General features: G+C 59.0%; 12 protein-coding genes and 1 pseudogene. 6 read left to right on the top strand and 7 right to left on the bottom strand.

The window, feature by feature from the left end; genetic code table 11:
- Nucleotides 1-232 precede the first annotated feature (232 nt).
- The 3 genes from AC4P1R_RS17675 to exoX all read right to left on the bottom strand — a co-directional run bounded on the left by AC4P1R_RS17675 (nt 233) and on the right by exoX (nt 2,434).
- Nucleotides 233-727, bottom strand: coding sequence for a thermonuclease family protein (locus tag AC4P1R_RS17675; RefSeq protein ID WP_245314710.1), 495 nt, complete (start codon nt 725-727; stop codon nt 233-235).
- 239 nt (nt 728-966) lie between these two features.
- Nucleotides 967-1,992 (bottom strand): glycosyltransferase family 2 protein, encoded by a 1,026-nt coding sequence (locus AC4P1R_RS17680; RefSeq protein WP_492178366.1) that lies wholly within the window; start codon nt 1,990-1,992, stop codon nt 967-969.
- 145 nt (nt 1,993-2,137) lie between these two features.
- On the bottom strand, nt 2,138-2,434 hold the full coding sequence (gene exoX / locus AC4P1R_RS17685) for an exopolysaccharide production repressor ExoX (RefSeq protein WP_069460122.1): 297 nt from the start codon (nt 2,432-2,434) through the stop codon (nt 2,138-2,140).
- A gap of 770 nt (nt 2,435-3,204) precedes the next feature.
- Here exoX and AC4P1R_RS17690 point away from each other — a divergent pair.
- From AC4P1R_RS17690 to AC4P1R_RS17705, 4 genes are read left to right on the top strand one after another with little or no spacing between them, the layout of a single operon-like run.
- Nucleotides 3,205-3,885 carry a sugar transferase gene (locus AC4P1R_RS17690; protein WP_069460123.1) on the top strand — a complete coding sequence of 227 codons (681 nt, stop codon included), beginning with the start codon at nt 3,205-3,207 and terminating at the stop codon, nt 3,883-3,885.
- Nucleotides 3,886-3,939: 54 nt separating this feature from the next.
- Nucleotides 3,940-5,202: a polysaccharide biosynthesis/export family protein gene (locus tag AC4P1R_RS17695; protein ID WP_492178367.1), complete on the top strand. Its 1,263-nt coding sequence runs from the start codon at nt 3,940-3,942 to the stop codon at nt 5,200-5,202.
- A gap of 8 nt (nt 5,203-5,210) precedes the next feature.
- Entirely contained in the window at nt 5,211-6,491 is a 1,281-nt protein-coding gene (locus AC4P1R_RS17700) for an O-antigen ligase family protein (protein ID WP_069460125.1), read from the top strand.
- Nucleotides 6,492-6,516: 25 nt separating this feature from the next.
- Nucleotides 6,517-7,524 (top strand): acyltransferase family protein, encoded by a 1,008-nt coding sequence (locus AC4P1R_RS17705; RefSeq protein ID WP_492178368.1) that lies wholly within the window; start codon nt 6,517-6,519, stop codon nt 7,522-7,524.
- Between the two features lie 33 nt (nt 7,525-7,557).
- Here AC4P1R_RS17705 and galE read toward each other — a convergent pair whose 3' ends face one another.
- The 4 genes and pseudogenes from galE to AC4P1R_RS17725 form a co-directional block, all read right to left on the bottom strand.
- Nucleotides 7,558-8,538 carry a UDP-glucose 4-epimerase GalE gene (galE, locus tag AC4P1R_RS17710; RefSeq protein WP_083265401.1) on the bottom strand — a complete coding sequence of 327 codons (981 nt, stop codon included), beginning with the start codon at nt 8,536-8,538 and terminating at the stop codon, nt 7,558-7,560.
- Nucleotides 8,539-8,813: 275 nt separating this feature from the next.
- Nucleotides 8,814-9,272: pseudogene (locus tag AC4P1R_RS17715) on the bottom strand (IS630 family transposase); the annotation flags it as partial.
- Nucleotides 9,273-9,605: 333 nt separating this feature from the next.
- Nucleotides 9,606-10,019 carry a hypothetical protein gene (locus AC4P1R_RS17720; protein WP_069460128.1) on the bottom strand — a complete coding sequence of 138 codons (414 nt, stop codon included), beginning with the start codon at nt 10,017-10,019 and terminating at the stop codon, nt 9,606-9,608.
- 383 nt (nt 10,020-10,402) lie between these two features.
- Nucleotides 10,403-10,558: a hypothetical protein gene (locus AC4P1R_RS17725; protein ID WP_492178369.1), complete on the bottom strand. Its 156-nt coding sequence runs from the start codon at nt 10,556-10,558 to the stop codon at nt 10,403-10,405.
- A gap of 26 nt (nt 10,559-10,584) precedes the next feature.
- On the opposite strand from AC4P1R_RS17725, the gene AC4P1R_RS17730 reads away from it, so the two are divergent.
- Nucleotides 10,585-12,678, top strand: a complete 2,094-nt coding sequence (locus AC4P1R_RS17730) for a GumC family protein (RefSeq protein WP_083265402.1) — start codon at nt 10,585-10,587, stop codon at nt 12,676-12,678.
- A 161-nt stretch (nt 12,679-12,839) separates the two neighbouring features.
- The gene (gene nusG / locus AC4P1R_RS17735) at nt 12,840-13,400 is read left to right on the top strand and encodes a transcription termination/antitermination protein NusG (RefSeq protein WP_083265403.1); all 561 of its coding nucleotides are present in this window, start codon (nt 12,840-12,842) and stop codon (nt 13,398-13,400) included.
- The last annotated feature ends 288 nt before the right edge of the window (nt 13,401-13,688 follow it).

Consider the following 13,688-nt stretch of genomic DNA (forward strand, 5'->3'; position numbering starts at 1 on the left):
GAAAATCGCCAAAAGTGCGTTCATATTGCTTGCATACTTTAATGTTTTCATCACGAGAGTAGGCCCGCCCTCCAAAGGCGGGCCAATTTTATGTGTGCAATTACAGTTGCCTAAGCGCCGAATGATTCACGTCCGCTGTTTGGTGTACTTCTTCGCCGCAGACGTATCCGCACGCCTTACGAGGCGTGAAGCCGCTGACGAGTCGCCTTGCTTTCCGCTCACCGCTCTGTGGTCACTGCGCGTCTTCGGTTCTCAAGTCCTCTCGGGTGATCCGCTCCGGGCGCCCGCCTTGGGGCTGTCCGCGCCAAATGCCGATGCCGGCCGATTGGGCCATGGCTTGGGCCGCGGTATAGAGACCTTGGTTGAGGTTTGCCCGCTCCAACGCATTGCCCGTCTCGACCAACCACCGATTGACGTCCTCGCCGTCCGCGCGAAAGCAGGTCGCAACGAAGCGGCCGTAGCGGTCACGCGCGACGATCTCACAGCGTGTCGGGCGGGAGGCGGAAAGAAAGATGTTCAAGGCCCGCGCGGATACCTTTCCGCACTGATAATCCGCTCCCGTTTCGTCGAGGCAGACCTGCCAGCCCTCCGGCGCGTCGACGCCGCTCAACTGAATGCGTTCCCCGGCGATTTCGATCGTATCACCGTCGATCACGATGGCGTCGCCAACGATCGGTTCCGACGCATGTGCGTTGCCTGTGGCAATCAACAGAGCCAATGCAACCATCGACCTCGTGGCGCAAGACCAAGGGCAACCGCATGCCGGCACTGCTGCTCGCGGGAGGGAGAGGGCCCTATTGCCGAAGGTCTTTGCAGCCATCCCCATGCGCATCATGCGACATCCCCGCGAGTCGTTGCTGACGGCGATAGGGTAAGGTATGGCGGGGGCGCGGCGCATCCCCTAAAACTTAGGGTTTATGTTGCACTGCACATCTTCGGACCTCGCGACGTGATCTTCGCAGGGCGTTATTCCGCCCGGTCGGTTGCTGGCCCTTGCAACAGATAGCGCACCTCACCGGCGCCGCCGAGGGCGACCGGCGCCGGTGAGCGGGCAGGGCGAAAACGCTCTGTCTTGTCGGCAAGGATTCCGCCTGCGATCGCCGGTAGGGCGGCCGGATGGGAGAAGGCATAGGCGAGCGCGCTTGCGAGGCCGCCTTGCTTTTTGAGATCAAGGAAATGCCTGAGTTCGTAGCGGGCGCGGACATGGCGCTCGTGCCGCCTGAAAGCAGCTCTTTCGTCGCTGGTCAGGTTCCGCTCGGAAAGGATGTTCCGATCGGCCTCGTAGAGGCGCTTCAGGTCGATGGTCCTGTGGCGGCCGCTGAGCGAATTCCCTCGAACCAGCGCGGCATAGCCGCAACTGTAAATGATTTTGTAGCAGGCGCCGCGCGCAAGTGCCCGTGCGTAGAGTTCGTAATCCTCCCCAAGGCGCAGGGTCTCATTGTAGCGAAGCCGATGCTTATCGAGAAAGGATCGCCGCATCAGCGGCTTCAAAAACCCGATCTCGCCGCGGCGGACGCCCCGCTGGGATATGTTGCCGTCGACGAATCCGATGAGGTCGAGAGGGCGAGGGGTGGCCGCAAACCGCAGAATCTTGCTGCGGATATTTGCCACCTGCTCTGCATCTACGAAGGCGATGTTGTCGGCGATGAAATCCCAATCGTCGTGCGCCAGCAACCCCCGCAGCCGCCCGGGCAGGAAGAAGTCGTCCGCATCGAGCACCGCCAGTAATGGCGACTGTGAGATCGCAATCGCATGGTTTCGTGCCGCGGCCGGCCCGCGGTTCTCTTCAAAGCGGACGACGACAAGGCGGCCGCTACCGTCGTCGACAGCGCGCGCCGCGGCAACGGTGCCGTCGGCGGAGCCGTCGTCGATCACGATGATTTCGGCTGCTTCTGGCTCGGCGAGGGCGGACCTGATGGCTCTCCCGATCGTATCGGCGGCGTTTTTGGCGGCAATGATAACGCAAACATTCGTCGGCGCGGCTGCGGTCATATGGGGCCTCCAGTGGTCATTGAACGCGGCAGTGCAGCGTCCGCTCGACGGGCGAGCGAGACCATGCCGGCCGATCATGACGCAATCGCGTCAGGCGCAGAATTTTTTCTGCTTCCAAATGATTCGGGAAGCCCGCGGTCCCCGGTCAGGAATTGAAATGCCGCGGACGGCCTACCCTGCGCAGGGAAAACTTGGCGGACTGCTTTTCCTCAGTCGCCGCCTCGGTGGCTGCTGCCTGTATGGTAGGGGAAAGTTTGCGACGCTCGCGAGCCTCCTTCCAGATGAGAAATAGCACGCCAAAAAAATACCCGACCTGGATGAGCACGGCACAGATCAGCGTCTGAACCGCCGTGGAAGCGAACGATCCGGTCAGGTAATAGGTCGCGATGGCGAACGCCACCAACGCGCCGAGCATGCTCACAAAAAAACGCGGTGCGAACATTCGGCTATCCTACTCTCCCGCTCTCGGATGCAACCGTCATCTGCCTCTACTCCCATCTGCACTATATTAGTGGTGGCTTGTCTCTTCAACACGCAAAAAGCTATCCTGCGCCCATTTTATGCCGCAAATCTTTCCATCGGCTTTATGAGGCCAAATCAATTAGATAAATCCTTGCGCCCGCACCTGAATGCAATCAGTGATGTGTCTGCCAGATCTATATGTATATCGTATCGGGGAAGCCGTCTGCAGCCGGTTGACTCGCCCGGCCGCCCCTAAAATCAAGGGGGAAGGCGTCAAACCCTTCTGATTGCAGCGTCTTGTCGGCGATGTACGGTCTGCCTGCTGCGATCAACTTTTGTTACAATCGCAGGACTGCGTCGTCGAGAAATGTGCACCGCAAAATCATGTTGCATTGCACCAATTCTCTCCAAAATTGCATTCCGTCAAACTCCGCCGCGGCTTCTCGTTTCGAATCCGAGTGAAAATCCGCCGCCGAAAGTACAAAGCGGGTGCTAAAACAAGTAAGAGAGCTGATCAGTGCTTTGTCATGACAAAATAGTGACAAGAACGCCTGATTGGAGATTTAAATTTACTAAATTTTGATTTGGGCGATGTTCTCGGGGCCTAACCACTCCTGAAAGGGCTCGGCGCGTGGTGCCTGGCCGGCGCCATATTCGACCTTCAAAAAACAAATTCTCACCATACACTCGTTTTAGATGGCTCCCGTCCTCCGGGACCGACAATCGCCAAACGTAAATGGAGTCAACTCTATGAAGTCCGCGACACGCTCGGCCAGTTCGCCTTTTTTCATCTCCCAGGACATGGGCGCAGCCCGGCCGATTGGGGGGATATCCAAACGGAGTTTCGACATACTGATTGCTTCCCTGGGACTCCTCGCCCTCAGCCCGCTTTTCCTGCTTCTGATGGCTTTGGTAAAGTTGTCGGACGGTGGAAGCGCATTTTACGGACATCGTCGGATCGGTCTCAACGGTCAGGCCTTCAGATGCCTGAAGTTCCGCACGATGAGGGAAGACGGCGACCGTGTGCTGCAGGAGTATTTCAGGGCGAATCCCGCCGCTTACGAGGAATGGCGTGCGACCCGCAAGCTTCAGCATGATCCGCGCGTGACGGTTCTCGGCAGCGTGCTGCGCAAGCTCAGCCTTGATGAGTTGCCGCAATTGCTCAATGTGATTCGCGGCGAGATGAGCCTCGTCGGTCCGCGCCCGGTCGTGGAAGACGAGCTCGAGCTCTATGACGCGGCTGCGGTCTATTATCTGCGCTCGCGACCGGGCCTGACGGGTCTCTGGCAAATCAGTGGCCGGAACGACGTGTCCTATGCCGCCCGCGTGGCGTTCGATACGCACTATGTGGAGAACTGGTCGCTGCTCACCGATCTCGTCATCGTGTTCAAGACAATCCCTGCCGTCTGCTTCAGCCGCGGCAGCTATTGAGACTTGGCGTTGTCCGAGCCGCCGGCGTCACGTCGAGTAATAGGAAATCCAGAAATGCCTTCCATCAGAATTGCAGCGAAACCTGCCTCACCCCGCACGCTCTTCAAGTGGGTCCGTCTCGCTATCGTGGCAGCGGTCGTTTGCGGCGCGAGCGCCGTGCGGGCCGAGGAATATCGACTTGGAGTCATGGACAAGTTGCGTGTCCGCGTCGCTGAATGGCAGACCGCCGAAGGTGCCGTGCGTGACTGGTCGGCCGTCAGCGGCGAATACACGGTGGGTGCTTCGGGCAATCTTTCACTCCCTTTCGTCGGTGACCTGCCAGCCTCCGGCAGGACGACGGTGGAGCTCGCCGAAGATATCGGCGACAAGATACAGAAGCTTTTCGGTCTCAGGGATCGCCCCTCGGCCTCGGTCGAGATGGCGCAATACCGCCCCGTCTATCTTTATGGCGAGGTGCAAAACCCAGGAGAATATCCCTATGCACCGAACATGACAGTGCTCAAGGCGATCAGCCTTGGCGGCGGGTTGCGGCGCGCCGACAATGGTCAGCGTTTCGCACGCGACTATATCAACGCGGCGGGTGACTCCGCCGTGCAGATTGCCGAGCGCAACCGGCTGCTCATCCGACGCGCGAGACTTCTCGCCGAAATCGGCAAGCAGGATGAGATTGCGCTTCCTGAGCAATTGAAGAATTTTCCCGGCGTCGACAAGCTGCTTTCGAGCGAAACGGCGCTGATGCAATCGCGCGATAAGCGACAGCAGCGGCAACTCGCCGCGCTTGGCGACCTCAAGTCGTTGCTGCAAAGCGAGATCGAATCGCTTGCCAAGAAGTCCCAGACCCAACAGCACCAGCTCGAACTCGTCACACAGGACCGGGATAATGTCGACAGTCTGGCGGACAAGGGATTGGCACTCGCTCAACGCAAGCTCTCGCTCGAGCAAAGGGTTGCCGACGTGCAGTCTTCGCTGCTCGACATCGACACCGCGTCGCTCAAGGCAAAGCAGGAAATGAGCAAGGCGGCCCAGGACGAAACCAATCTGCGCGACGATTGGGATGCACAGCTTGCACAGGAATTGCAGAATACCGAGGCCGAACTCGACGCACTGACGCTGAAGCTCGGCACCAGCCGCGATCTGATGACCGAGGCGCTGACGCAATCGGCAGAGGCAGAACATCTGTCTGCGCAGGCCGCAAACATTACCTACACGATCATCCGGGAAAAGGACGGAAAGCCGACCGAGATCGCTGCGAACGAGACTACCCAGGTGCTGCCGGGTGATGTCGTCAAGGTCAATGCCCTGGTGGCGATGCAGTGAGCGTGGGGTTGAGGATCTCGAAGGCGAGCCTCATCACCCCGGGGGCGAATAGGCTTTATGGGACTGCAGCCGTCGCCCTTTCGCTCTTCGTCTTTGCCTATTCGACCCGCTTTGGGCAGATTTCGATTCTGCTCTATTACGGCCTGTGGCTTCCGCTCGTCCTCGTCGACTACAAAAAGGTCCTCGGCAATTACGGCAAGTTTCTCTGGATCTTCGCCTTCGCCGTGTTCGCCTGCCTTTCGATGTTCTGGTCGGCAGCGCCGGGTGTCACGCTGCGAACAGGCGTACAATATCTGAGCCAAATCGTCTGTGCCTTGATCGCCATGCGGGTGATCGACATCCGCACCCTTTCCCGCGGCATGATGGCCGGCGTTGCCATCGTGCTCGTCTATTCACTGCTGTTCGGCATCTATCACTATGATCCGCTCGACGGCACCTATAGTTTCGTCGGCGCCTTCGCCTCGAAGAACCAGTTGGGCTTCTACGCCTCGCTCGGCATCTATTTCGCATTCGCCGCGGTATTCATCCTGGGGGAAGGGGCCGTGTGGCGGGCGGTCGCCGCGGTCACCGGAGCGATTTCCGCCTATTCGCTCTTCGCTTCGCAATCGGCGACCTCGGTCCTGACCACGGCTGCGATCCTCGGGCTTTGCCTTTCCATGCGAGCGATAACGGCGCTGAGGCCAGCCAGCCGCAAAGGCCTGTTCCTGGGAATTGCCGCGTTCGCTGGAGTGGCTGCATTCGCCTTGATCTCCAGCGGCGCCTTCGATCTGGTTCTCGGCGCCTTCGGCAAGGATTCGACGCTGACCGGGCGCACCTACCTGTGGCAACAGGGCATCGACGCGGCGAAGACCGCCCCCATCTTCGGCATGGGTTATCAGGCCTATTGGGTGCAAGGCTTTGCCGAGGCCGAACGGCTGTGGGAAGAGTTTTACATCACCGCCCGCAGCGGCTTTCATTTCCACAACACCTATATTGAGACCGCCGTCGAAACAGGACTGGTCGGGCTCGTGCTCTTGAGTCTCGTACTGTTTGCCGCCGTCTTCGGACAATTGAAGCGCGTGCTTTCGGCGAACCGTGACCCGGAAGCCATGGTGCTCTTTGGCGTCGCGGTGCTGCTCCTCATCCGATCCTTCGTAGAGATCGATATCCTCAATCCCTACCACGTCGGATCCTTCCTCATGTATTTCACGGCGGGCAAACTGACGGTGGCAAGCAAGCGCCCCACCCCGGCCTGGATTTGGCCCGGCGAGGAGGAGCAACCCGCCTACGGGCGCCGCTCGACGGCCTGAAGGCGGGAGAGAGGGGGCGCAAACAATGGGGACGATCCAGGCAATCCAGTACTTGCGGGCCCTGGCGGCGCTTGCGGTGGTCGCCTTCCATGCGGCCGAGAACACCGGCCATCACTTCGTGATCGGTGCGGCAGGGGTCGACGTCTTCTTCGTCATCAGCGGCTTCATCATGTGGGTTATCAGCGCGCGGCGGCCGGTCACGCCGGTCAAATTCCTCGCCGATCGCGCGCGGCGCATCCTGCCGATCTACTGGTTTGCGACGGCGATCATGGTCGCGGGCGGCCTGGTGGGCCTTTTTCCGAACCTGGTCGTCACGGCCGAACACGTCGTTGCGTCCCTGCTTTTCGTTCCCGCGCGCTCGCCGAGCACCGGTGAGATCTGGCCCGTTCTCGTGCAAGGCTGGACGCTGAATTATGAAATGTTCTTCTACGCGGTCTTTGCGGCCTCGCTCGTCCTGCCGCGGTTCTGGCGTTTGCCGGCGGTAGCGGGATTCTTCCTCGTGCTGGTGGTAGCGGGCTTATCCGTCACCAGCGAAAATCCTCTTTTGCTCACCTATACCCGTCCCCTCGTCCTTGAGTTCGTCGCCGGAATGATCATCGGTGCATTTTGGCTGGAGGGGAGGGTGCCGCCGCTCGGCGCCGGGCTCGGGCTAGTCGCCTGTTCATTCGGCGGCTTTGCGCTCATTGCGGGCCTGAGCCTGCCTTTTGATGAACGCTTGACCGGGCCGCTTTCCGTGGCTCTCGTTGTCGGCGCGCTTTCGCTCGAAGCGCATGGGCGAGTTCCGACTGTGCGGATACTGAAGCTTCTCGGCAACGCGTCCTACTCTATCTATCTCTGGCACACCTTTGCGATTTCCGTCGTGGCGAAGGCAGGCACTCTGCTCGACCTCCATTCGAAGCTCTCGATGGTGATGGCGACAGTCACGGGAACGCTCGTCGGCATCGTCGGCTATCTGCTGCTCGAGCGCCCCCTGTTGCAGCGCGACCGGACACCGCCGCCTGCCCCGGGCCTGGCAGGCGGCACCGCCGAATAGGCGCAGTTGACGCCGCAGGGGGTGGCAACCTGCTTAGCCGTTTTTGCGCGAATGCCAGTTCCAGGCCGACTCGGTGATCGCCGCCAGATCATATTGCGGTTCCCACCCGAGCACGCGGCGGGCCTTGTCGTTGTTGGCGACGAGCGTCGTGGAATCGCCCTCGCGGCGACCGGCGTAACCGACACTGAAGGGACGCCGCGCAACCTCCTCGATTGCTCCAACCAGTTCCTTGACCGTCGTGCCCGTGCCGGTTCCAAGGTTCAATTCGACGCTTTCGCCACCTTCGAGCAGGTAGTCGACGGCACGGACATGGGCATCCGCAAGGTCGAGCACGTGGATATAGTCGCGCACGCAGGTGCCGTCACGCGTGTCGTAATCGGTCCCGAAAACCTTGAAGCCCGCACGCCGGCCGAGGGCCGCATCGATCGCCAGCGGAATCGCATGGGTCTCCGGCTCGTGCCATTCGCCGATCCGGCCCTCGAAATCGGCCCCGGCAGCATTGAAATAGCGCAGGATGACGGACCGAAGCCCTTTGTACAGGCCGTAATCCTTCATTGCCTGTTCGCAGATCCATTTTGTGCGGCCATAGGGATTGATCGGCGCCTGCTTGTGCGACTCATCCATCGGGACGCTGTCGGGAAGGCCGTAAGTGGCGCAGGTGGAGGAGAAGACGAAAGCATCGATGCCTGCGGCGAGCGTCGCCGACAATAGCGTCAACGTGCCGATGACGTTGTTATCGTAGAAGGAGACCGGATCCTTTACGGACTCACCGACCTCGATCATGGCGGCAAAGTGCAGGATGGCCCGCGGCTTGTGGCGTGCGATCACCTCGTCGAGACGCGGACGATCACGGATGTCGCCCTTCTCCAGCACCCCCCAGCGGACGAACTCCTCGTGACCGTTGGAGAGGTTGTCGTAAACGACGGGCTGGTAGCCCTTTTCGGAGAGCCGGAGACATGTATGGGAGCCAATATAGCCGGCGCCGCCGACGACAAGGATGTTGTTGTTCTGCACGGGTAACCTCGGTGTATGACGACTCATGTTCAGTGGGCCTATACGCCTCGCAACGAATAGCGGCGAATTTCCAACACATCATGAATGTGTCGGGCGAAATACCGTGAAAGCGCTCCCTGGGTTTGTCGCTGGGGAGGGCAGGGTTCATTGCTTTTACTCACCTTTTTGGAGACCCTTCAAAAAGGGTAGCGACCCGATGCTCCAATAGGTTCGGTCGCTTCAACCCAGATTTAGATTTGAGGCAAAGAAAGAAGGGCCCGCTTGCGCGAGCCCCTATAGGTCATGGTGCCAAGCCGGCCATTCTTCAGGGGCGGGCCGGGCTGGGTGCGATCGAGCGCCTGGATTTGGCTCTTCTCATCGACCGACAGCACGATGGCATGGGCCGGCGGGTAGACGTAGAGGCCGAGGACGTCTTTGAGCTTGGCGACGAACTGCGGGTCGTTGGAGAGCTTGAAGGCCCGCCAACGGTGGGGCTGAAGACCGTGCGCCTTCCAGATGCGGCGCACCGCGCTGGCGCTGATGCCCGCCGCGGCCGCCATCATGTCGGCAGTCCAGTGCGTCGTCTCGCCCGGCCGGTCGGTAAGCGTCAGCGCCACCACCTGCTCGCTGATCTCCGGCCCGAGCGGCGCAATGCGCGAGGGGCGCGTCTTGTCTCGCAAGAGACCCTCGAAGCCCTCGGCGGCGAAGCGCTCCTGCCAACGCCACACGCAGGTCTTCGATTTGCCGGTCTTCTTTTGGTTACGCCATCATGACGAGGCAGGACATGCCGGTGTGACACGTCGTCGTCTGCGGCTCGCTCGAGGAACTCGGTTCGCTTGCCGGGCGGCTGATAATCGACAATCCCAACATCCGCAAATTCTCGAGGAATGTCGTCGACGCTGAAGCGGGATTGGCCCTACCGCCGAGGTGAAGCTCTATGCCGAAGTCAGAAAAAGGTTGATCCTATTGTGGATTTGAACCCACCGCCGGGGCATCGCTGCCGACGTCATGACGTGGGTCAGCCAAGCAAAACGGGCGCTGTCGCCAGCCACGCACGGGTCAGTGCCTGTCTGCAACAGGCCGACGCCTCACTTCTTTTGTTTCGAGCTGGTGGCCTCGAAGGCGAGTGGAGAAGTGGGGCCTATAAGGTTTCTTGCGCCGAAAGTCTGGCGCCGTTCTTCGATGATCTCGAGATTGCGGATGAGCGACATTGCCTCCTGGAGTTGTGCCTCCAGTTGTGCCAGCCTTTTTCGGGCGGAAATGATAGCAGCGGAAAACAACAGCATGTCGGCAACAGTAACGACCAGCGCCGCTGTAAGGCCGTCGACCTTGAGAAGGATGAATGTAACGGCTCCGATCAACACGGCCATGGCTCCTAGCTGCAGCGCTCGGCTACTTCTAAGGAAAAGAACCGGAGGCAATGTAGCAAGCAGCAGCAGAACGATACCGGCCACGCCCACTGCCCGATCGATGTCCGTTATGGCGACTGCAATAGTGTCCATGAGCAATTTCCCGCTGCCCCAAAGTCAACCATCCTACTGACCGCGAGTTCCACACGCACGACTCGGCAAAGGCCAGGAGCCTCTTCGCGCCCGCGCGTGAAAGGAGCCTTCACAAAAGCTTCATCCGTGACGGATAAGGTTGTTCCTCGGCAGGTATCCAAACATTGCCGAAGCTTATGCGCTTGAAAAATAGCACTTTGACACGCCGGCAGTCATCACGCTGATCCGTCTAATCCTATTGCGCGCTCGCTCTACTACGGTGGTAGTTAAGTTCGCCTTTTTTATAGGGTCGATCAGCAAAAAGTGTCAGCTCGTTAATCACCTGTTCCCGGTGTTTACGCTCTAGTGCTGATGGCACGGAGGTCCGCGAACCTGTTATGTTCTCAATGGCTGCTGGCTCGACCGGACAGCGACGAGGAAATGCTCATGGATGCATGGGCATCGCGGGCGATCATCATGCAGGTGAGCGCGTGAGCGCGGTAGGTATCTCCGGAGATCGTGCGCAGGCCCTTCAACCGGCGCTGGAACGACAAAGACATGGCCATAGCACTTTTGGAGCTTGATGATGCAGAGCTCGACTGACAGCGCAGTTGCTAGATCGGATCCGGCACTCCTGGATGTGCGAGAGATCTGGGATTTTCTTATACGGCGATGGAAGTTGATAGGCTGCATTGCGACGCTCACCTTTGCCGTCTTTGTCGGCGCATCCTATCTCGTTCCGCCGTCATACACCGCAGTTGCGGAAATATTGCTTGATGCACCGAAGGACTACATTTCGGTTCAAGACCTCAATCCGGACATTCGCGACAACACAACCTATGTTGAAAGCCAAATTGCGTTCCTGAGGTCGGCGTCGCTGCTGCAGAAGGTGGTCGATAGCGAAAAGCTAGCGGAAGACGAGAATATCGGCGGGAGTGCCTTGGAGTGGCTTAAGGGAGCCCTGGAGGTTTCGCGGATCGGTCTCGCCGATGTGATCGAGCTCACGGTGACCTCACACGACCCGAAACAGGCAACCGCTCTTGCGAACGCGATCGCCCAGGCCTACGTGGTCGACCGCATCGAGTCCCGCTACGAAGGTGCCAAGAAAGCCTCCACATGGCTCAGTGAACGGGCGGCCGTCCTACGGGAGGAACTGAGCCGTTCGGAGGACGCGGTCCAGAAGTTCCGCATGGAGAATAATCTGCTGGCGACACGATCAGGCAGCCTCACCGAACAACAGTTGTCCGAACTGAATATCGCGCTAATCAACGCCCGGGCCGAGTCGGCGACAAAGCGATCCAGATTCGAGCAAGCGGAGAAGCTGCTGCAGACGGGCGGGGATACGCAGACGATCCCGGATGTGCTGCAATCGGTCGTGGTCACGGCGCTGCGTTCTCAGCATGCTTTGGTTACTCGGAAGGAAGCCGACCTGCTGTTGAGGTATGGCGAACGACATCCGGAGGTGATGACCGCGCAGGCGGAGCGCCGGGACGTTGAGGAACAGATCGCGGCGGAGATCCAGCGGCTCATTGGTAACCTGAAGAACGAGCTCGAAGCAGCCGAAGCGCGCGAGATGGCCCTCGCCCGCGCGCTCTCATCGGTATCCAATCAATCCGAGATCGAGGATCAGGTCGGCGTCCGACTGCGTGATCTGGAGAGGATTGCGGCTGCTAACAAGGAACTCTTCGAGACTTTCTTGGCGCGCGCCAAGATCGCCGAAGAAAAATCCACGCTTCTCAACAGCGGCGTCCGCGTGATCACACGCGCCGAAGTTCCCAATGGCCCGAGTTTTCCCAACAGGCCCCTGTTTGGAGCCCTGGGTCTGGTCTTTGGGGTCGCGCTGGGCGGTGCCGGTGCGCTTCTGCGCGAGTTGTTCTCATCCGGTTTCATGGCAAAGCGCCAGGTGGAAGAAGTGCTGGCAGTTCCGGTTCTCGCCTCGCTGCCCAGGATGACTGACTGGACAGGAGCAGGAAAGGCCAAGGCGCAGCCCGTTGCCTATCTGGAGCGCAAGCCGTTGTCCAGATACAGCGAAGCGGTACGGCGATTGCGGCTGGGCATCGATGGCACCGCTGAGGCGGAGGTCCCGCCGCGTCTCATGTTGATAACCTCGGCGATGCCGAATGAAGGCAAGACTACACTCGCGTTGAGCCTCGCCTATTCAGCCGCCGCCGACGGCGAGCGAGTCCTGGTGGTGGATGCCGACCTGCGAATTTCAGCTGCGACGGAGTTCTTCGGCATGCGCGAAGAAGTGGGGCTGGTCGACCTTTTGACTTTGCCGGTCGATTGCGCAAAGGCGATCCATCTGGATGAACGTTCCGGCATTCATGTGCTGCCCGCTGGCGCGAGGACATTGAATCCTCCCGCGCTTCTTGCCTCGATGCGCATGCGCGCGGTCCTGGAAGAACTCCGGAGCGCCTATGACACCGTGATCATAGATGCGCCGCCCGTCGGACCCGCTGCGGATGCCTCGATTCTTGGACGGCATGTCGACAAAACCGTTTTTGTCGTGAAGTGGCGCGAGACCTCGCGCGAAGCCGTCGCCGAAGGAATTCGGCACTTGGGCGGGCGATCGAAGATCGCCGGCATTGCGCTCACCATGGTCGATGAGCCCAAGCTACCCAAGTACGGTCGATACGTGTCGCTTGAAGGTAATGTTTCCGATAGATACTATCTAAACTAAAGACGTGTTTCTACCATATAGTATCAGTTGGGATTTAATAGTATTTTGTTATGCAGTTTTTGCGTCAGAATTAACATAGTTAGTTTGTAAAAAACGTATTTGGTCGCGTAGGCGAAATTGATGTCTTGCTTGATGCGGCCCTCTAGCACTGGGGTAGCGCTATGAGAAAAATAGAATCAGCATCTGGCTCCGTCGCGGAACCGCTCAAAGGCGATGATGCAGACAGTGCTCGTTGGTACGTGGTTCAGACGCATCAACACTGCGAGAAATTGGCAGAAAGACACCTGTCATCCCAAGACTACCGGACCTATTTGCCGAAAAGGCGACGAACCGTTCGCCACGCGCGCAGAATCAAGACATCCTGCTCCGCCTATTTTGAAGGTTACCTCTTCGTAGCATTGGATGTTCGTAAGCAAAGATGGTCGCCAATAAATTCAACGGTTGGGGTTCGAAAACTCGTCATGACCGAGAGAGGGCCGATTCCAGTCCCCCAGGGTGTGATCGAGTCTCTGATTCTGGCAACAGATAATGATGGATTTTTGCATTCTAAGTGCCTGTTGGAACCAGGGCAGAAGATTCGTGTAACAGACGGGCCATTCACGAACCAGCTTGGAACACTGGATTATGTTGGGAGGTCTGGAGCAGTACGAATTCTTATAGATATCATGAGTAGATCTGTTCCAGTCTATCTTGATAGAGATAAATTTCTTTCTTTGAAATGAATAATACTGTACTTGGTATTATGTTTTGGTAGGCCTTATTAGGGTTCTGGGGCGTAATTTGGGCTGGCGATGAGTGACACGACTCACCGTCAGTGCGGCAGCTTGTAAATGCGCCAGAGAGTGCCCGTCCGGAAGGCTGCACGAAACCGCTGTTTAGCGGGCTGCAGCAGGTCGCCGATGCGAAAACCACTCAAACAAAAACGCTACCGTCATTCCTCCGAACGTGGGCGCCGTGATCGGCTTGAGCCCGGGAGCACAGCATGAACTTACGACAGGCAAATGCCCGGC

The sequence above is a fragment of the Sinorhizobium sp. Y406 genome, assembly GCF_058732025.1.